The organism is Peribacillus sp. NJ11 (genome assembly GCF_030348405.1).
Classification (GTDB): domain Bacteria; phylum Bacillota; class Bacilli; order Bacillales; family DSM-1321; genus Peribacillus.
Genome location: NZ_JAUCFO010000001.1, coordinates 2,117,563 through 2,137,550 on the forward strand (window position 1 = coordinate 2,117,563; position 19,988 = coordinate 2,137,550).

The 19,988-nt window shown below is 39.8% G+C and carries 18 protein-coding genes; 11 read left to right on the plus strand and 7 right to left on the minus strand.

The features are described from left to right. Positions 1-134: 134 nt before the first annotated feature. Together QUF86_RS10510 and QUF86_RS10515 are read left to right on the plus strand one after the other, a co-directional pair. Positions 135-575: an Lrp/AsnC family transcriptional regulator gene (locus QUF86_RS10510; protein ID WP_289318290.1), complete on the plus strand. Its 441-nt coding sequence runs from the start codon at positions 135-137 to the stop codon at positions 573-575. A 111-nt stretch (positions 576-686) separates the two neighbouring features. After that, entirely contained in the window at positions 687-1,514 is an 828-nt protein-coding gene (locus tag QUF86_RS10515) for an STAS domain-containing protein (RefSeq protein WP_289334270.1), read from the plus strand. Between the two features lie 230 nt (positions 1,515-1,744). On the opposite strand, the gene QUF86_RS10520 is transcribed toward QUF86_RS10515, so the two are convergent. Further along, positions 1,745-2,269 carry a GNAT family N-acetyltransferase gene (locus tag QUF86_RS10520; RefSeq protein WP_289334271.1) on the minus strand — a complete coding sequence of 175 codons (525 nt, stop codon included), beginning with the start codon at positions 2,267-2,269 and terminating at the stop codon, positions 1,745-1,747. Positions 2,270-2,426: 157 nt separating this feature from the next. On the opposite strand from QUF86_RS10520, the gene QUF86_RS10525 reads away from it, so the two are divergent. The 3 genes from QUF86_RS10525 (at position 2,427) to QUF86_RS10535 (ending at position 4,108) form a co-directional block, all read left to right on the plus strand. Next, positions 2,427-2,573, plus strand: coding sequence for a hypothetical protein (locus QUF86_RS10525; protein WP_141994063.1), 147 nt, complete (start codon positions 2,427-2,429; stop codon positions 2,571-2,573). Between the two features lie 122 nt (positions 2,574-2,695). Then, the gene (locus tag QUF86_RS10530; RefSeq protein ID WP_289334272.1) at positions 2,696-3,661 is read left to right on the plus strand and encodes a quinone oxidoreductase family protein; all 966 of its coding nucleotides are present in this window, start codon (positions 2,696-2,698) and stop codon (positions 3,659-3,661) included. Positions 3,662-3,928: 267 nt separating this feature from the next. After that, positions 3,929-4,108 carry a hypothetical protein gene (locus QUF86_RS10535; RefSeq protein ID WP_289334273.1) on the plus strand — a complete coding sequence of 60 codons (180 nt, stop codon included), beginning with the start codon at positions 3,929-3,931 and terminating at the stop codon, positions 4,106-4,108. Here QUF86_RS10535 and QUF86_RS10540 read toward each other — a convergent pair. Together QUF86_RS10540 and QUF86_RS10545 are read right to left on the minus strand one after the other, a co-directional pair. Next, the gene (locus tag QUF86_RS10540; protein WP_289334274.1) at positions 4,092-5,492 is read right to left on the minus strand and encodes a hypothetical protein; all 1,401 of its coding nucleotides are present in this window, start codon (positions 5,490-5,492) and stop codon (positions 4,092-4,094) included. The two genes, QUF86_RS10535 and QUF86_RS10540, sit on opposite strands and share 17 nt — an antisense overlap. A gap of 44 nt (positions 5,493-5,536) precedes the next feature. Then, positions 5,537-5,905, minus strand: coding sequence for a hypothetical protein (locus tag QUF86_RS10545; protein ID WP_289334275.1), 369 nt, complete (start codon positions 5,903-5,905; stop codon positions 5,537-5,539). Positions 5,906-6,191: 286 nt separating this feature from the next. On the opposite strand from QUF86_RS10545, the gene QUF86_RS10550 reads away from it, so the two are divergent. Continuing rightward, positions 6,192-7,952, plus strand: a complete 1,761-nt coding sequence (locus QUF86_RS10550) for a hypothetical protein (protein WP_289334276.1) — start codon at positions 6,192-6,194, stop codon at positions 7,950-7,952. Positions 7,953-8,083: 131 nt separating this feature from the next. Here the strand turns inward: QUF86_RS10550 and QUF86_RS10555 are convergent, their stop codons facing one another. Continuing rightward, positions 8,084-8,776 (minus strand): FHA domain-containing protein, encoded by a 693-nt coding sequence (locus QUF86_RS10555; protein WP_289334277.1) that lies wholly within the window; start codon positions 8,774-8,776, stop codon positions 8,084-8,086. A 181-nt stretch (positions 8,777-8,957) separates the two neighbouring features. Between QUF86_RS10555 and QUF86_RS10560 the strand changes: the two genes are divergently transcribed. Next, positions 8,958-9,086 carry a hypothetical protein gene (locus QUF86_RS10560; RefSeq protein WP_289314924.1) on the plus strand — a complete coding sequence of 43 codons (129 nt, stop codon included), beginning with the start codon at positions 8,958-8,960 and terminating at the stop codon, positions 9,084-9,086. A 521-nt stretch (positions 9,087-9,607) separates the two neighbouring features. Here QUF86_RS10560 and QUF86_RS10565 read toward each other — a convergent pair. After that, a complete protein-coding gene (locus QUF86_RS10565; RefSeq protein ID WP_289334278.1) occupies positions 9,608-10,855 on the minus strand; it encodes an AraC family transcriptional regulator in 1,248 nt (415 codons plus the stop codon). 430 nt (positions 10,856-11,285) lie between these two features. Here QUF86_RS10565 and QUF86_RS10570 point away from each other — a divergent pair, with 430 nt between their 5' ends. Together QUF86_RS10570 and QUF86_RS10575 are read left to right on the plus strand one after the other, a co-directional pair. After that, complete coding sequence (locus QUF86_RS10570; protein ID WP_289334279.1) at positions 11,286-14,087, plus strand: beta-glucosidase; 2,802 nt, start codon at positions 11,286-11,288, stop codon at positions 14,085-14,087. A 118-nt stretch (positions 14,088-14,205) separates the two neighbouring features. Further along, on the plus strand, positions 14,206-15,630 hold the full coding sequence (locus QUF86_RS10575) for a glycoside hydrolase family 30 protein (RefSeq protein ID WP_289334280.1): 1,425 nt from the start codon (positions 14,206-14,208) through the stop codon (positions 15,628-15,630). A 362-nt stretch (positions 15,631-15,992) separates the two neighbouring features. On the opposite strand, the gene QUF86_RS10580 is transcribed toward QUF86_RS10575, so the two are convergent. After that, positions 15,993-16,394 (minus strand): phosphotransferase, encoded by a 402-nt coding sequence (locus QUF86_RS10580; protein ID WP_289334281.1) that lies wholly within the window; start codon positions 16,392-16,394, stop codon positions 15,993-15,995. 784 nt (positions 16,395-17,178) lie between these two features. On the opposite strand from QUF86_RS10580, the gene QUF86_RS10585 reads away from it, so the two are divergent. Beyond that, on the plus strand, positions 17,179-17,607 hold the full coding sequence (locus QUF86_RS10585; RefSeq protein WP_289314929.1) for a hypothetical protein: 429 nt from the start codon (positions 17,179-17,181) through the stop codon (positions 17,605-17,607). A gap of 380 nt (positions 17,608-17,987) precedes the next feature. Beyond that, positions 17,988-19,445 (plus strand): protein adenylyltransferase SelO, encoded by a 1,458-nt coding sequence (locus QUF86_RS10590; RefSeq protein WP_289334282.1) that lies wholly within the window; start codon positions 17,988-17,990, stop codon positions 19,443-19,445. A gap of 91 nt (positions 19,446-19,536) precedes the next feature. Here the strand turns inward: QUF86_RS10590 and QUF86_RS10595 are convergent, their stop codons facing one another. Then, positions 19,537-19,962, minus strand: coding sequence for a MarR family winged helix-turn-helix transcriptional regulator (locus tag QUF86_RS10595; RefSeq protein WP_289334283.1), 426 nt, complete (start codon positions 19,960-19,962; stop codon positions 19,537-19,539). Between the last annotated feature and the right edge of the window lie 26 nt (positions 19,963-19,988).

A 19,988-nucleotide genomic window follows, 5' to 3' on the forward strand; every position in this document is an offset into this window, starting at 1 on the left:
AATTTATTTGTATTAATTATATAAAAATGAAATTCCCCATTACATACGATTAATTATGTATTCAATACATTTCTATTTATTTTATAATGTATTTAGATGATTTTTATTAATAATGAAAAGTGAGGGCGATTGAGTTGGATCGAACGGATAAAAAGATACTTTCCCTGCTGGAGAATAATGGGCGCATGTCAATGAAGGAACTGGCACATGAAGTTTCCTTGACAGCTCCAGCCACTAAAGAACGTGTTAATAAATTGGAGGAAAGCGGAGTGATAAAAGGATATAAAACGGATATATCCCTTGAAAAACTTGATAGGAGCATCACAGCTTTCATTTTATTCGAAACGGATCGATGTAAAGACTTTTATAATTTTAGCTTAAGTCATCCAGACGTTCTGGAGTGCCACCGGTTAGCCGGACAATACAGTTACCTTATTAAAATAAGTACATTTTCCATGGAAACACTGGAAGAATTCGTCGATGAAGCCATCAAATACGGGAAATCTTCCACCCATCTGATTTTTTCTTCAGCAACGAAGAATGTCTTTTCAGGCGAGGATGTAACCCAGCTTTAATTATATGCCTGCCATATCTCTAATATTTTAGCAGGAAAAAACTCCACCAATATAGAAAGTAATTAGTAACAAAAGTCACAGTTGAAAGTTACTAAAAGGGAGTGGAGACTAATGAGTTTTGTTTATGAGGAAGAAAAAATAATGGAATTCCTTTTGCAGAATAAAAGTGAGTTTGAAGAATATCTTTTATCGGAAGCTGTCAATGTCAGGGATAAGATTGAAGAAATTCTGCTGATTGGAAATGTCGACCTTTTGAATAATGCTCATAAACTCATCCGTTATATAGTGGAACAGAATGAAGTGGATATGATTGCCTTTGCCGAACAAGAGGGAGTTACGTGGGCAACCCACTCCTTGACGCTTTCATTCAAGCTGGAATGGATTCAGGCCATCCGCCGAACACTTTGGACCTTTCTTTATAAGTTCGAAAGTGCAAAAGTAGTGTTTAGTGAATCCAAAACCTTTTTTGAATTAGAGAAAAAAGTGAATGAAAAGGTTGATGTATTTCTTAAATCCTTTTTCGTCAGTTATTCCGATTACAAAGACAAATTGATTCTGGCCCAGCAAAACTTGGTGGAAAATCTGTCCGTCCCGATTATTCCAATCACTTCAACCACCTGCGTCCTTCCTTTAATTGGGACAATCGATGATTCACGTATACGGATAATCGAGGAAAAGGTATTGCTGGAGATAGGTAAACTACGGATACAGACCTTAATCTTGGATTTATCCGGTATCATTGAAATGGAGGTTGAAATCATTAATGTTTTATTGAAAATCCTCGATGGAACGGCAATGATGGGGTGTAAAGCTGTAGTGACTGGTTTACGCCCTGAAGTGGTTACCAAAATGATCCGTTCAGGGGTTCAAATCGAAAGTAGAGCAGAAACAAAGGGGACGCTGCAGCAGGCCTTGAAAGACTACCTTGTAGTCACCTAAATCGGAAGTCGCCATGATTTTAGTGACTTTTTCTTGTGGGTAATTTGGTATATTAAGAAAATCAATTCGCTGTTTTTTTCGACTCGAATAAGTAAATGGAATCGGGGAACGGATGCTTCGAAGCAATTGAACGTTGAATTCAGCGGATTGCTGAAATCAACTGGAATTTTTTTTAGAAAAAACTGTAGGCAAACAGAATTTTCTTCGAATTTGTCTACAGTCTTGAACCCTCACTTCAGCAGTGAATAGACATATGTATCATGTGGGACACCATTCTGGTATATATAACTCCTTAATATTCCTTCCTGGATGAAGCCCAGCTTAACCAATAGATCACTGGATGGCTGGTTTTCCAGAAAAACAACCGCGCCGATGCGAGTTAAGTCAAGGTCGTTGAAGCCGTAAGCGATAATTTCTTTAAGAGCCTCTGAAGCAAATCCTTTGCGCCAATGTGCAGGATGGATTTCATAACCGATTTCGGCCCGTCTGTATTTGGGACTGTGGGCATGAAAACCTATTGTACCAATCAATTCTTGCGTATCCATGCGTTCAATTCCCCATCTAATCGCTCGTTTTTCAAGATAGTTTTTCGCAAAAGTTGCCACAATATCCTGCGCCTGCCCGACAGTTTCCAATGAATCCTGACCATAAAAGCGGGTGACTTCATCTTTTGATAAACATTGGAAAAGGGCTTCCGCATCACTTTCACGAACTTCCCTTAATCGTAACCTTTCCGTGTTCAATACAGGAAACATATTATTCCCTCCACATATATCAGTTTTCTATCTATTCGGTCTCAGCGATGGTTTTTCCTTTATTATGAAGTGCCTATTTTGCCGGTATTTTCGGTGATAATCGGACAAGCTAACATTAGAAAACGTAATAAATAGCATTATGAAGGGGAGATGCATCATGGGTAAAAAACATCGCAACCGTACCGGTTCACCGAAAAAGAATAACCATATTCCGAAAGCGGACATCATTGCAGAACATGAAGCACACGGTAAGGAATATTCTGCGAATAAACGAAAGAACGGCCCTGGTTCCAATACCGATTGATGGGTCAAACTTAGTGACCGCTCTAGCCTTTAAGGGCAGGGCGGTTATTTGTGTTTCTTGCCATCAAGGGGTTCATCCTATATCTTTAAGATTGTAAAGAACCATTGAAGGGAGTTAGGATGATGAAAGCACTTGTCTTTGATAATTTCGGCGGACCGGAAGTCCTGTCTGTAAGGGAAATTGCAGAACCTGAACATTCAAAATCAGCCGTGATCGTTCGAATGAAAGCAATCGGATTGAATTTTGCTGATGTATATAGAAGGAAAGGGAATTATCACTTGGTGGGTGATCCTCCATTTATTCTAGGTTATGAAGGGGCGGGGGTCATCGAATATGTCGGGGAAGATGTTCATCATGTGAAAGCAGGTGATCGTGTAGGATTTGCTGATGTTCCCCATGCCAATGCGGAGCTGGTTTCAGTTCCAGCGGATAAACTATTACCGCTGCCTGAGGGTATTTCCTTTGAAACGGCCGCTTCCGTTTTACTTCAAGGATTGACTGCGCAATATTTAACTCATGACAGTTATCCAGTAAAAGAAGGGGAAACCATTCTGGTCCATGCAGCTGCAGGCGGAGTCGGTCAATTACTGACACAGATGATCAGGATGAAGGGCTGTCAGGTCATTGGATTGACTTCATCAAATGATAAAGCGTCTGTTGCCAAACAAGCGGGTGCCGATCATGTTTTCCTTTACGGATCCGACTGGGTGAATTCCATTAAGGGTGTAACCGGCGGGAAAGGCGTTAATGTCGTTTATGAATCAGTAGGACAAACTTTGCTGGATAGTTTCGAGGCGACCAAGACTGGTGGAACGGTCGTTTTCTTTGGAATGGCGGGCGGAGATCCAGAGAAAATTGATCCGAGAATGTTGATGGATACATCCAAAGCATTGATAGGTGGAGACCTCTGGAACGTCTTGACTACCCATGAAGAACGGAAAAGAAGGACCGCAGAGTTGTTTGAATGGATCATGTCAGGGAAAATCCTCATTGAAAAACCGACTCTTTTTTCGTTGGAAAATGGGGCGGATGCACATAGACTTCTTGAAAGCCGGAAAAGTACGGGGAAGATATTATTAATACCATAAAACGTATGAGGGTCATCCATTCAAATGGGGGCCTTTTTTCATTCCTTTCTTAAATGGGCCTGCCACAGTCAACTCCTTGTTCATACTGATGATCAGAATCTTTTTCAGTTCCTTTATATAGACCTTTCCTTAGACCCTTGGATAACTCATTTATAAATGCCCATGCCCTTACAGGGGTTAGGGTCTGCTGTCAAAACAACCTGCTGACCAAGTTCCCTTATCCACATGATACATATGCAACCCACGAATTCAAAGGGGAAATCAACAGTGGGCCATCCCCAAACCACAATCGTCACTCTGCAATTCACAGTCGACATTCGTTATCCACATACCCCAAAGACCGCAAAAAAAGAGAACGGATTCGTTCTCTTGAACAATCTGTATGAAAAGGCATGGGGAATCACACGAAACTTAATGCTCCGTGTGAATGTTAGCAAGTGGAAATAGAGAGAACATCCAGACGCTCCTTTTGGATTGCGAAATAGGATTGGAGGGTTTCCTTTTTCTTTGTGAGGGGAGAATTCCGGGCAGACGGGGCCACTGCATGGTTGCCGAATTTAAGGATCAAGGTTAACAGCCTGTCCAACTGTCCATATGTATCGTTTCTAATACGTGTCATATATTCGGCAGCGATCTGCTTATCATCATGCGTACTTTTCTTTTTTCCTTCTGCTTTCAGTTCTTCGGTCACTGTCTTCACACGGGAAATGAGCCATGTCTCGCACCAGCCGTTCAGTACATTGCGGATGAATTCCGCCTGATGGTATTTATGGAGAATGGGTTCGATATGGTCAGCCATTTCCAAATCATTCACTTCCCGGCCTAGAGCTTTCTCGGAGATGTCCCGATGAAAATGAACACGTTCAAGCAAGCTTTTGATGGATTCCGCCTGGTGTGAAAACTTTACCATCTGTTCCAGGGTTTCGTTATAAATGATCTTGCTTAAATAGGCAGATGCTTGTTTTGGTGCCAGTAGTAACTGCTTATTGGCAGGAAGGGCCTTGCCAAATTTCTTAAGGGAATGAGAATAGACGAAACGGGCTAATTTCAGCAGTTCCTGTTGGGTATCATTGGAAACCTCTGGATTTGTCGCTTCTTGTAGAAATGAACGGAAAATATATTTGCCGATCCGTTCCAATTCCCTGCATACAGAATCATTGATATGCCCAAGGAAACCAGAGTTGAAAATCGTTCTTCGCAACAATGTCCGTTCCGCCCGATTTTCCTTATACTGCTCCAAGACGCCTCCGGTAAAGGTGAATACCAGAACTTCTTTCTTTGAAAAAGCCCTGCTTGCAAAAGAAATCCTCACTAAATGGCCTAAAGCGTCATGGACTGCATCGATTGCATCCAATAAGCGCTTCCTAGTGAAGAGCGAGCTGGAATCAGGAACGATTTCACTATAATCGAATAGTACTTCTTCAGACTTCAAAACAGACATTCGAAAAGCGCCCATCAGCAGCAGCCGTTTTCCATGAATCGTTAAGATTTTGAAAGCATCGCTATAAAAGAAACGGTATTTCTTGCAGTAACGGTCCGTCTTCCTGTTAAAACCAAGATTGCTTGCAGGCCCCAGGTTAAACTTATATAAAATGTCTTCGCCCTGATGAACAGGCACAAACACTTTTTTTAGTGATCCTTGAGGGGCGGTGAATTTATTGATGATCTGCCTTAAGTACTTTTCTGTTGTCCCGACTCCTCTGGCCATCATATGAAGCGGGCTCTGGATGACCCCATCCCAATCACTGTGAAGCAAGGCGTACAAACACGTATCGAATTCAGTGGAAGATACATTTCTTAATAGGTATTGGTAGGTTTCTTCATAAATCATACGGTTTTGTCCCCTTTGGTTTTTCTATGACGCAGTGTCATTTTTCAAAGATAATGCGATGTTCTATCTGTGCCATCACAAATATCAATGGCTAATTCGTAACGAATGCTGTACCATTTCGTTTTATTCATTTTCCATTTGTTATAGTTGCATGAAACAAGGCATCCATCCTTTTCAAGAATAAGGATTGTCCGTTTGACTGTACCCTTCGACCAAAAGGGCATCTGCCTTTGCAATTGTTCATAAGTCTGGCAAATCCAATCCCTCCCGTCCCGTTCCACGCCATAAGCTTCAATCAAAGAATGAAGATGTACCAGCATCAGAGCTTTTTGCAAGCCAATCGCTTTCGCCAAATGGGGGTTGAGCCCCATCTCATATCTCTGATCGAGTATCGTTTCCAATTCCATTTTCATTTACATCCCTCCCGAATGGTTTGGTTCGACCCTATCGAATATCTGGTATTTATACATCGAAAAGAACGAACTTCACCATCTATATAAACAATGAATCGGAAAAAGTAGCATCGTTGGAAAAAATAAGTTTTATGATTTGGAAGAAATGATATTTCGACATATTTCAAGAATAGTAAAATTGTTTCACAAAAGTGATAAACTGGGTAAATGGAAACATATTTGACAAGGAGAGATTTTTAAAACCATGATACTTTCACTACTCGTTTTCATCTTAAAAGGAATTTTAATGAAAATACCATTTGCCATATTGGGACTTTCCTTGATTCCGCAGAGATGGACAAACGCAATCACCAAAAAGGATATACCCTTTTTCATTGAACAGGTGCTGAGACTTTTAGTTTCTGCTGCCGTATTATTTTTCGTTATCGATATTATGTTAGTGGATCTTACTGCCGCAGCATTCTTTTCGAGTTTTGCCATCATTCTTGGGCTCATTCTCATCATTGATTCAAGAATGTATGTGTACAGTGCCAGGGAATCTTTAATGACCCGACGAAATCGGAGGGAAAATGAAACTGCCAAGAAACCAAAAACACCATGGAACGTACATTTCAACAGTTTGTTAGGGGGCATTTTGATTGCAGCATGGGTTATCATGTTGTTTTACCCCATCACTTTTGCCGCAGGTCTGCATGGCTTGGCAAAGGTCGATAAGAAAAATGAACTGGAAGAAGTTCAAGATATTAAAACCATGCCGCTTGTTACAGTGAAAATGGCAGACGCAAAAGGCGATGCCGCGATTAATAAAATAGAAAATGCATCATATTTCACTGAAGGCGAATACCGTCTAACCAATATAAATGATAAATTGGCTTATACTTCACCCATTGAAATGGACGGATTTTTGAAAGCCGGGAAAGCGGAGTACACGCCAGGTTATAATCTGATTTCCGCCGTATCGACGGATAAAGGGGCAAGTATGGTAAAAGGGAAGATGTTGTATGCTCCCTCACAGTACCTCGATCATGATTTGGAAAGGACCATCCGGAAGGCCTATCCGAATAAAATCATCCATGATTCATATTTGGAACCGAACGAAGATGGAAAGCCCTACTTCGTAGCTTCTGTGGGACATTATTTGAAATACCGCAGCGGGTCCGTAGTGGACGGGGTGGTATTGGTGAATCCGGAAACGGGGGATACGAAATACTACCCAAAAGGAAAAGAACCTGAATGGGTGGATCGAACATTCACGCTGGAAACAGCCCTGGAATATTGGACCTACTGGGGGAAATATGTTCACGGGTGGAAAAACCAATCCCTGATCGGGCCGAAGAAAGATGTCTTGATACCTAATGAGGATAATATGCAGGTCACGTTTAACGAAAAAGGCGAATTGATTTATGTAGTGGACTTTACAAGGGCTAAATCAAAAGGAAACTCCAAAACCTTGGTAGGTTACGGTGTTTTCAATGCCAAAACCGGTGAAATGACGTACTACAAAGGTGTCACGTCCGTTCTAACTGGAAAGGAAGCAAAATCCAACGCCAATGCGAGTGAATTTTTGTCTAAATATCCAGGCTGGAAAGCCACTAATGGAATTTTCTATACGATATACGGTGCTCCCACTTATGTCATTCCAGTTACAAAGGGCAGCAAGTTTCAAGGTGTCGCGATCGTTTACGCCAATAGCGATAATCCACAAGTGGTCTTCGGGAAAACGAAAGACGAAGCTTTCCGGAATTATAAAAAACTGATTGCATCTTTAGGGAAAGTCAGCGGTATAACGCCACAAAAAGGATTTGAGATGAAAGAAATAAAGGGGAAAGTAACAAGGATCAACGACGCCAATCTCCCAAATGGATATGTTTTTCATTTAATCGTCGAGGGTAATGCCAAGAGATTCTCAGTGGACCCTGGGGTCAATGCGCTATCCGATGTTGTATTGACGAATGTAGGAGACCGGGTTGTACTGAAGGTGATGGATATGGAAGAAGATGTCGTTCCAGTCGATCAATTCACTAATCTGGACTTACCAAAGAAATAAAAGCATTAGGATGGAACGGGTGGATACAGGCTGGCCATCTCCACTATATGAAACACTAAACCAATTATTAAAGCATGAAAAAAAGCATTGTAATCAGCAATGCTTTTTTTCATGTCTTCGAATGATTGTCATTATAAGTCCGATAGATTGAATGTAAGGATGGATTCCATATAATATCCCTTTTGAATTACGGCTTTTATGGCGAAGTGCCCATTTAACCGTTTCCGTACCCGGTACAGGAGTGAAGCGATTTCTTCTGCCGTCACGATTTGCTCGGGATCACCGAGTCTCTCTGGCCATACATGCTGGACAATCTCTTCCTTCGAAATAAGGTTGTCCAAATTCTCATAAAGTAACTTAAAACAATTGAATTCCTTTGTAGGCATTTTAATGGGTGCTTCTTCATTGATGACCACGGTCTGAAGGTGCTCATTGATAGCCACGGTTTGCTTGATATCGGGGTTCACCGGCGTGAAATCCCGTGTTAAGTCATTGTCGATGGAGATCATGAATTCAATCAATCCATTAATCAAAGTAATGGAATCCCCCGGTTCAATGAGACAGGGATTGCCCGGTACGAGCGGCATCTCGTTCACCGAGGTACCGTGTTTGCTTGCCAAATCCTCAATGAAGAGCTGTCCTTCCTCCATATAAATCCGGCAATGTTCCCTGGAAACGAAGTCATTGTAAAGCTTGAAATCAGCTTTGGAGTGCTGGCTTGCACGGCCAATCAGCAGGCTTTTCCCTTCAAAAACATAGGCGAATTCCTCGGTTTGACCTTTGTGCAAAGCCCTCAATACAACCTTGAAAGTTTTATAGATCATTCACTTCATACCCCTTAAAAGTCTGAATATTTAAATTATTTTTATGGATTTATCATTTTGGCTACATGGCTGTTTAGTGGGTTCAATCTTATAATTATAAATTATCAGTCGCTTACTTACTAACGAAAAATGAAAAAATACAAATTAGGCACACAGCCATTATAACAAAGAGAAATGATGGATGAAGAAAGTAACTCTATTTTTGCTGATATTCGCTTTGACTGTGGGAGGAGTATTTTTATGGCGTTTCCTCAAAGCCGACCAGGCAGCACCGGAAGAAGTATGCGATGAAAATGTACCTTACGCTTGAACGCAATGGAAAAGGAGTTGACCAAAGGTGAGTATGTGGAGAGATAGGATAAATGCCTTCAGCATCCTGCTGATGATCATTAGCATGATGGTATATATTATTTTTCCCCAGCCCTTTACCCTCATTCTGTACTGTATATTTGGCATTGCCTTTATCAGCCTGACTTTACTGAATTAAGCATATCCTGGATTGGAGAGGGATGTTGGAGACGAAACGGGAAGGAAGAAGATAGAAAAAGGTGGGGGAGCATGGTGAAAACATCAAGACCCATATTTTTTAACCTTTCAATCGCTTTTTGAGAGGTTTCTTTAATAGTATCCGCGACAGCAATCACGTTGGGTTAGCTTAATGGGCATGTGGCGGTACCCCATTATAATTATAAAAAAAAGTACCCTATAGGTAGACTTTTTTAGTGTCTACTCTATAGGGTACTTTTTAGCAGAATACTCACGCTGTTTTTAGTAGGCTAAATTCCTCAATACGACCCTTGTCAGTAGAAAAGTAACAAGAAAAACTGTTAACTAGATTTCAAATTCGTGGCTATTCCTGAACTGTCTTGGCGTAACGTCTGTATGTTTTTTGAATACTTTTGTAAAGTAACTTTGGTCATTAAAATTAAGTATGAAACTTATCTCTGATACAGTATAATCGGTAAGAATTAAAAGCCTTTTTGCTTCCTCGATACGCTGCCTCTGAATATATTCACTTACTGGAATACCCGTTTCCTTTATGAATAACTGTGACAAATAGCTTGGATTTAATCCGGTGTGCTCACCAAGGTTTTCCAGGGTTATCTTCCTATATAAATGCTTAAAAATATAATTTTGACAGGACAATACCGGTTTAGAAACAATTTGCCCCTTATTTCTTCGCTCGACATCAACAAATTCAAGAAGTGCGTCAATAATGGCATTTTCTACCTTATAGATTGCTTCTAATTCTTCAATATGCTGAATGTGAATATCACTCATTGTATATGCGGTTTCCCAGTCTAAACCTCCGTTTATAGCGGCTCGTGTCCAAAGCGTAACAGCAGTTATGGCAAAATTCTTCCTGCTTCTTAAATAGCTTTGTTTGGATAAAGTTCCAATCGATTCCTTAGGGAAAGACAGATAGGCCTTTAACGCTTCATCCTTTTTTCCAACCTTAATGAGGTGGTACAAATTTTTCTCAAAACTCGGATCCATATGGAAGAATTTGTTTTCACGCTGATTCGACACTATGACATCAAGATGGTCGTTTGGGGTAACTTTGGGTGAATAAATATAGGACTGCTCCAATACTTCGTTCACCTTAAGAGTTTTCCCACAAACAAGGTAATAGAGGAGCGTTCCGATATAAGCCAGCCTCTTTTGGTTAATCACTGGGATGTTCTCGTAATATTGGAACCACTGATCATGATAGTTGCCTGGCACCTTGTTATCTATTATAAGGATTTTTTTGGATTCCTCGGTTAATTCTTTATAGCAAGATGGTCCAATCACAATGGTTCCCAAAGATGGATGACCAGGCAGGCGTAGAACAAGAAAGTGCTCCAAAAAATTAGTCATATGGATAGCTGGCAATAAAGTTCCTTGGTAAAAATGTGTAATTTCACCAAGAAGCTCTTCAATCCCTTCGAATAAGGGATTAGCTTTAAAAGTTTCAGGTAATTTAATTGTGACTTTTTTATTCTCATTTAAATAAAAAACAGGTATGTCGAATGTTTTGAACATAAGATTGCAAATATATGGAATATCCTTCCTGTTAACCATTCTATTCATTTTCATATCACTTACCTTTTTTTACATAACTTATTTGTTTTAAATAGATATATCAAAATAACATTAGCTTACTGTAAAAGATCCAAGCCCCATAGATAATGGAATAGCCTATTATTGATTTATAGAACTCTACTTTTCCCGCGCCAATAAGTCGGAAATAATACTCTTTCTAAATTCTTCGAATGATTATTTTGACCCGTTTTTTAAAAAATCTGTATAATTTTCAACTTACTAACCTTTAATATAAAACCCTTTCATTTCACCAAAGTCCAGTTTCGACAAATAATAAGGATTATGAAGCAAAGTTAGGCATTTTCACCTGTTTCCTTCGACACCTTGAAATTATACCAAATACCTACTAATTGTACCATATATATTAAATATTGTTCTGTAACATTTAGAAGGCAATAATAATTTTGAAAGAGGAGCTGGAAAAATGGTTGGTTTATTAGATGGGAAACGGAAACTTACCGTACTAAGCCTTATTTTTACTTTGGTTCTTAGTATGGTAACTATTCCACTGACGACATCTGCTGAGGCAAATTCGTTTCCGTGGATGAACAAGGAACTTTCTGCTGAAGAAAGAACTAATTTGTTGGTGGATGCAATGACACTGGAGGATAAAGTACATTTTATCACCGGTAATTTGAACAATTATTATGGCTTTTATAATAAGGGAGAAGAGAAATATGGGATTCCCGCGTTAACAATGGCAGATGGGCCTGTCGGGGTCCGGATTGCAAATCCGGATGTGCAGAATAAACAATCGACTGCTTTGCCTGCTGCGATTGGATTAGCTGCAACCTGGAATACGGAAACGGCTAAAAAATATGGGGATCTACTTGGGAATGAAGCATTTAATACAACACACAATGTATTGTTAGGACCTGGATTAGATATTGCTAGAAATGCTTTTGGAGGAAGGAACTTTGAATCCTTAGGAGAAGATCCATACTTACAATCACAAATGGCTACAAATTATGTGAATGCGGTTCAAAACAACAATGTATTAGTTACAGCGAAGCATTATCTATTAAACAATCAAGAAAAAGATCGCTTCACAAGTGATTCACAAGCAAGTGAGAGAGCAATAAACGAAATATATGCAAGACCTTTCGCAAGTGTGATAAAAGATGCAGATTTAGGTAGTGTGATGTGTTCCTTTAACCAAGTAAATAGTATGTATGCTTGTGAAAATGAAGATATCCTAACGAAACTATTGAGAGGAAATCTAAATTTTGCTGGCTTTGTCATGAGTGATTACGGGGCAAACGTAAGTACTTCAGAATCAATTAATGCTGGGTTGGATCTTGAAACGCCTGGAGACCCTAATGGTTTTTGGGGCGATCACTTAGTACAAGCAGTGAAGAACGGAAAGGTAAGTGAAGAAACAATAAACCAAAGTACGTATCGCATTTTATATCAAATGTTTGATAAAGGTTTATTTGATAACACTGTGCAAAATAATGAAATTGACGCAAAAGCACATGGTGCAATTGCTCGACAAATCGCTGCAGAAGCAATGGTTTTACTTCAAAATAAAAAAGATGTCTTACCGTTAAATACGGAAAAACTAGATTCAATTGCTGTAATCGGACCGGATGCAGATACTGCTTCTGCTGCGGGTGGGGGTAGTTCTCTTGTGAATCCTACTTATACTGTAAGCCCACTTGAAGGGATTAAAAACCGTGCAGGGAAAAATGTAAAAGTAGAATATGCGGCTGGAACAGATCCAATTAGTGCGGGAGATATTCTTCCAGGACCAAATTCTATACCATCTGCATTCCTAAAGCCATCAGCTGATGCAATAGAGAATGGATTAAAAGCAGAATACTGGTCGAATAAAAATATGGAAGGCGACCCGGTCTTTGAACATACAACAAAACAAGTTAACTTAAATCTAGGATTTTATAATTTCGAAGGCTTTAATGCTCAATCTTCTAAATTAGATAAACTTCCTACAAATTTAAATGGCATGATGTCGGCAAGCTATACAGGAGTAATCAACGTACCAAAATCTGGTGAGTACAAACTTTCTACCACTAGCTATGGTTCTAGTAAAGTATATATTGATGGCAATCTCGTTATAGATAATGCTGGAGAAGAACTTGGCACTGAAGAGAAAACTGTAACATTAGAAGCAGATAAAAACTATGATGTTAAGATTGAATATAAAACAGATTATCCAAATGCTTCTAGAAATGATGATGGCGGTCAATTACGTTTCGGCTGGGAAGCTGCTGACGATGTTGTAGATGATAATATTGCTAATGCAGTTGAGCTGGCGAAAAAATCAGATGTAGCTGTTATAGTAACAAGAACGTTTGATAGTGAAGGTTATGTAGATCGTTCCGATATGGAATTACCAAATAACCAAGAACAACTTATCAAAGAAGTTGCAAAAGTGAATAAGAATGTGGTTGTTGTAAATGAAAGTGGTATTGCTATTGAAATGGGAGCTTGGAAAGATAATGTTGCTTCTATTGTACAAGCTTGGTATCCCGGACAAGAACAGGGGAATGCTATTGCTGACGTATTATTTGGAGATGTAAATCCATCAGGTAAATTACCTGTTACTTTCCCAGTCGATGAAGATTCAACACCAGTATCATCGGAAGAACAATACCCTGGTATCGACGAAGTGTCAAAATACACAGAAGGTATTTTTGTAGGGTATCGTGGCTTTGAAAAAGCTGGGATAAAGCCAGCCTTCTCCTTTGGACATGGTTTATCTTATACAGAATTTGGCTACCAGAATTTAAAAACAAAGGTAACCTCTTCAAAAGACTCAGAAGAACCTACCTTTAAAGTATCATTAAACTTACGTAATACAGGCGATGTAACCGGATCAGAGGTTGTACAAGTGTATACTGGCAAACTGCCAACAGACGTAGAGACTGCGCCAAAACAATTAGCAGGCTTCCAGAAGGTAGAATTAAAGCCTGGTAAACAAGAAAGAGTAACTATTAAACTCGATGCAAAAGCCTTCGCTTATTATGATGAAGAGAAAAATGAATGGGTAATGCCTTCGGGTCAAGTACCTATTTACGTTGGTAGTTCTTCTGCTGATATTCGCTTAGAAGGTAGTATCACTGTTTCCAATGATAACAGTAAGAATTTTAATCAAGTGAGCAATGCAAATTCAGATAAAAATAATCTAGCAAAAGCAAACACGAATAAAGCAAACAAAAACAAACGTATTAACCCAAATAATAGGGACAGTCTATCTAGAAGATAATCCTTTTCCCCACAATGAATTTACGTTCATGTGGGGAATTTTTTTCAGATGAGGTGAGAAAATGAATTCCTATCGGAAAAGAACGATCTTAATCCTCCTTCTCCTGGTGTTATTTATAATGTTTATTAGTCGATTCAATTCTTATCTTGAAAGGGAAGAAATTTCGCAGGAAAAAGAAGTTTCTGTTTGGCTTACGACTGGTGATCAAAAGAACTTGTTAACTAGTAAATCCCCTATTCTTTTTTCAGACAAGGAAAAAACAAATGTGCAAACTATAACAATTGATCGTAATACAACTTATCAAACAATGGACGGTTTTGGAGCAGCCATTACTGGTTCTTCTGCCTATTTGATTCATAAAAAAATGGATGAATCGAAGCGGGAATATTTATTAAATGACTTATTCACCTCTAACGGAATTAATATCAACTATATTCGGCATACCATTGGGGCTTCTGATTTTTCTGTAGATGAGAATGGGAATCCAAGCAGCTACACATATAATGATACAAATGGTGAGCTGGATTTGGAACTAAACCATTTTTCCATCGAAAAAGATCAAGATGTAATTACTACCTTTCAGGCTGTCCTGGCAAAGAAAAGAGATATTAAGATTGTTGGATCTCCATGGACAGCCCCACCCTGGATGAAATATGGTGTAAAAATATTCAATGGCCGGTACTTAGACTATACCAATGAGGAAATATATAGAGCCTATGCTAATTATTTTGTTCGTTATGTACAGGCCTACGAACAAAAAGGGATTCCTATTGATAGCATTACCATTCAAAATGAGCCTGAATTTACTTCACCCAATTATCCGACGATGAGCATGAGTGCAGAAGAACAGGCGAAATTCATTGGACATTATTTAGGTCCAGTATTTGAGTCGAACGGTATCGAAACGAAAATCATCTCCTATGATCATAATTGGGAGGGGGCTTTAGATTATACTACAGCTTTGTTTCAAAATGAGGACGCAAAAAAATATACAGATGGTACTGCGTTTCACTGTTATGAAGGTACTCCGGCTGCAATGACCCAAGTCCATACAAATTTTCCTGATAAAAATATTTATTTTACCGAATGTAGCAGCGGGGAATGGAGCGAAGACTTTGGGGATAATTTAAGCTGGCAAATGTCCAATATTATCATTGGTGCCCCTCGGAATTGGGCAAAAAACGTATTGATGTGGAATATCGCACTCGACGAAAATGGAGGGCCCACAAATGGCGGCTGTGAGAACTGCCGTGGGGTTGTAACGATTAATCAAGCAACCGGTGAAGTGAAGAAGAATGTAGAATACTACGCCATTGGACACGCCAGTAAATTTGTTAGGTCTGATGCCGTTCGGATTGCCTCCACCACATACCTGAGAACAATTGAAACCGTAGCCTATCAAAACCCTGATCACTCTAACGTTTTAATTGCCTCAAATCCAAGTGAAAAAGATCAAGAATTTCAAGTGAATGATGGAGGGGCATTCTTTACTTATACTCTTCCTCCTAAAAGTGCTGTTACTTTTACCTGGGAGTCGAAATAATAAGTTTATTTATACTTTGATGCAATCAAGGTAATAAATCAATGGAGACAAAAAATTAATTCCTGGCACCAAGGCATTCGGATATAGATTAGTGAACAGTGTGGATCCAAAGTTTTAAAGTAACCAACGTCAGCGTTTTTGCCTTCGTGCCAAGTTTTTAAGGTTATCCTTTTCAACTTTTAGTAATGTATCCATTTTCGGATTTAGCTTATCAAGGGGTACAGCCAACATTTTAACAAAAATATACGCTAAGACAATATTTGGAACAAAAAATCTGATTAGCCCTACTCTAAGGGCAATCAGATTTTTTAATCAAAATGAAATTACATTTAAGTAAACCATTGCAAAACTAGGAGCACATATCATCCAACAATATTTATCAATGTTTGTATATTTTCGGCAAGGAATTCTTTGTTCTTTTCAATACCACGTTTTTTGCACCAAGCTACTCCACTAAATGCGTGGTAAAAAGAATAAAAAGGTAGAAAAGTTTCTAAATTTGGCAAGGTCCGGATGCTTTTGTATCCCAATATAAATTCCTCTTTAGTCTCTGGGTACACGTCCCATTCATACTGCTTTATCTTTGTGAAGTCTATTTCAGATGGACCTCCATGGGCACTTTCAAAATCAATAAGCCCAGATATCTTTGATTCATTAAGAACTAATATGTTACCTGGACGAAAGTCCATATGAACTACGCATGGACCATCCACTTCCTGATGTCGAGACAAAACTTCGTTGTAGTAAGCGATACATTTTTTCAATAAATTAGTATCCAGTATCTCCGAACATGGTGTTTCTAAATCTTCTAATTGATGACGAATATATAGCCACCAATTATTACCTTCGACATAATGAAAACCTTCTTTGTGTCATGCCCAAACCCTGGCATTTTTATATTATGTCGAATCCTCCACTCGATTGGCAAGTTTCTGTTCACCTGTTTGGGAAGATTGTAGATAATGTAAAAAAGCCCGCCGAATCAAAGGCTGGCTTCAGACTGTAGACAAAATCGTAGAAAGCGAGTTTGCCTACAGTTTTTTTCTTTGAAAAACGTTCCAATTGATTTCAGAAATCCGCTCCCTTTCCGCCGACTGTCTGCCAAGCCTCCTTGCCGCAAGCGTCTGTGGGGTCTCGTCTAGCCAGTTATTCGGCAGGAGTGTCGCAAATTTCTTCAATCCAATGAGGGTTTCATCCATATAAAAAAGTAAAAAAACATGGAGGATAACCAAGTCTCATTAAAATCATGGTTCGGAATGAGACCATTCCGAACCCCCTTTTGTCGATAAACTGAAGCCTGCCGATTTAACGGCAGGCTTTTTTTGCACAAGCTAATTTTATAACGTCCCTTTTCCTTGTTTTATAGTAAAAATGATGCTAAAAGCACATATTTCTGTTGTTTTTTCAATTTATTGTGATTTTTATAATTAAAAATACCTATATTAACCATTACTGTAGTAATATCACTTAAGGAGGGTGCTGGGATTTTTTAAAATATTCCTATCCCGATTTTTTGAAAAGAGAATTAAAAGGAGGGAATGATAGTATTTGAAAAAATTAATATTGGTAATAGGTGCTTTCATGCTGCTTGGACTAATCTTAATGAATACCTTAACAGATTCAGGAACAATGGCACGGGATGGCATTGAAATTAATACAACATATTTAAAAGACTCAACAGAATTAGTGGCTGATATGAGTATCTCAGGTAACCTTCGTAAAGAGAAAACGCTTGATATAAAAACTCTTTTAAAAGAAGATAATACTATTTCAATAAAGAACGATCAATCTGGTAGTGAAATAGAATGTATAGTAATTAATTCAAAGGGAGAAAAGGTATTCTCTAAAAAAATAAAAGGCGATGCAATTCGTTCATTTGAATCAATGTCTGGAGAAGGAATCATCAAAATAGTTTTAAATAGTGGGAAACATGATGCAATGTTTATTATTAATGGGGATGAGCTTAAAAAAGAATAAATGAGCAATTCTGTATGTGGAATTAATCAGGAAATCATACTTCTTTCGTCCTGATTTCATTTAATCACGCTGAGCAGTATCACAATTTTAAACGGGAATCGACTATATTCTTAAGCAGGAACCCAGTAAAGGTACCTGCTTTCTTTATTTCTAAGGGACAGCGAGGTTATTGGCGCTTTACACAATCGTTTTATGAAATCCCGGAAGGCGCCATTGATTTTACATGACTTTAAAAGAGCCATTTTTATCCTGAGACGGTATAATTAATTGGCAGAAGTAGACATTAAAATGGACTGCACCTGTGCTTTATGACGTTTATTAATTGAATCATGAGAGAAAGACCTTTATACAATAAAGTCAAAACAAGAAAAGGAGAAACCATGACAAATGAAACTGGATGGAATTTAGATAATAGTTATGCCCGTCTTCCGGAAAAATTTTTCACGAGCACGAACCCGACTCCTGTACGTTCACCGGAGTTGATCATTCTCAATGATCGTGTGGCTGCATCCCTTGGTTTGGACGTTCAAAAGCTGCAAAGCGATGATGGCGTAGCGGTGTTTGCCGGCAACGAGGTTCCAGAAGGTGCTTCGCCTCTTGCCCAAGCCTATGCTGGGCATCAATTCGGGCATTTTAACATGTTAGGCGACGGCCGGGCGATACTGCTTGGCGAGCAGATTTTGCCTCAAGGCGAGCGGTATGATATCCAGCTGAAGGGTCCGGGAAGAACGCCGTACTCCCGCGGTGGCGATGGCCGGGCTGCACTTGGACCGATGCTGCGCGAATACATCATCAGCGAAGCGATGCACGGGCTCGGCATTCCTACCACCCGAAGTCTGGCAGTGGTGACGACCGGTGAAACGGTAATCCGTGAAACCGGGCTGCCTGGTGCCATCATGACTCGTGTGGCTTCGAGTCATCTTCGTGTCGGAACCTTTCAATTCGGTGCAAAATGGGGTACGGTCGAGGAACTCCGGACCCTTGCCGACTATGCAATAAAGCGTCATTTTCCAGATATTGAAGCCGGTGAAGGCCGTTATCTTGCGCTCCTTCAGGAAGTGATCAAGCGTCAGGCCAAGCTTATTGCCCAATGGCAGCTGGTTGGCTTCATCCATGGGGTGATGAATACCGACAACATGACGATTAGCGGGGAAACCATCGATTATGGCCCTTGCGCCTTCATGGATGCTTTTGATCCTGCAACGGTATTCAGTTCAATTGATACCCAAGGTCGCTATGCCTATGGCAACCAGCCGGTTATCGGGGGATGGAATCTTGCGCGATTCGCTGAATCCCTATTGCCGCTGCTGCATGATGATGAGGATCAGGCGGTTACGCTGGCCCAAGATAAGATTTCCGTTTTTAATGATCTTTATCACGCTAATTGGGTAGCGGGAATGAGAGCAAAACTGGGGATATTCAACGAAGAGACACAGGATGAAGCCCTTATTAATGGCATCCTCAGCATGATGAAAAAGCATGGTGCCGACTATACCAATACCTTCCGTGCTTTGACCTTTAATACGATGGAGGAAACGGTCCTTTTCGGGACACCTGAATTCGCTCAGTGGCAAGAGCTCTGGCAGGCGAGACTTGGCAGGCAGAAGGAATCGAAGGAATCTTCGAATCAGTTGATGCAGAACAGCAATCCTGCGGTTATCCCAAGGAACCACCGGGTGGAAGAGGCATTGGAGGCGGCAGTGGAGCAAGGGGACTACAGCGTGATGGAACGGCTTTTGGCGGTTCTTTCAAATCCTTATGCACACTGCAAGGAACAAGCTGAATACTCGACACTACCTGAGTCAACAACACCTTACCGGACCTTTTGCGGTACCTGATTATAAGTTAGTTTTATGCGTAGAAGCTCCCGCGATTGAAGTTGATCAGTTGTCAACTTCAATCGCGGGAGCCTATTTGTGTATTCATGCATTAAAAAAGTTTTGTGTGAAGAATATCCATGGCACGCTCAATATCCTCTAAGTCTTCCTTCGATGCATGCTGCAGTCGGCTTTGGAAACGGGATTCCACGATTGCAAAGGCTTCGTTCATCATCATTTCCCCTTGTTTCGAGAGACGGATGTATTGTTTCCTTCGATCTTCCGAATCACTTAATTTTTCAATTAGATTCTTTTCGCTTAATTTTTTTAGTTCACGGCTCGTGTTAGGCATCGAAATATGCTGACAGTCACTGATTTCACTTGGAGTGACAGGCTGACTGACTGTGATGTATTCAAGAATATTATATTGAACTGGCGTGATCGAAGTAGATTTAGCATGTTGTGTTAATTCGTGTGTCACTTGATGTACGGAAGTTGTAAATGAGACCCATTTATCAAATAGAGCTTTTTTGTCCATAACTTTCACCTCTACAGAGAAGATAA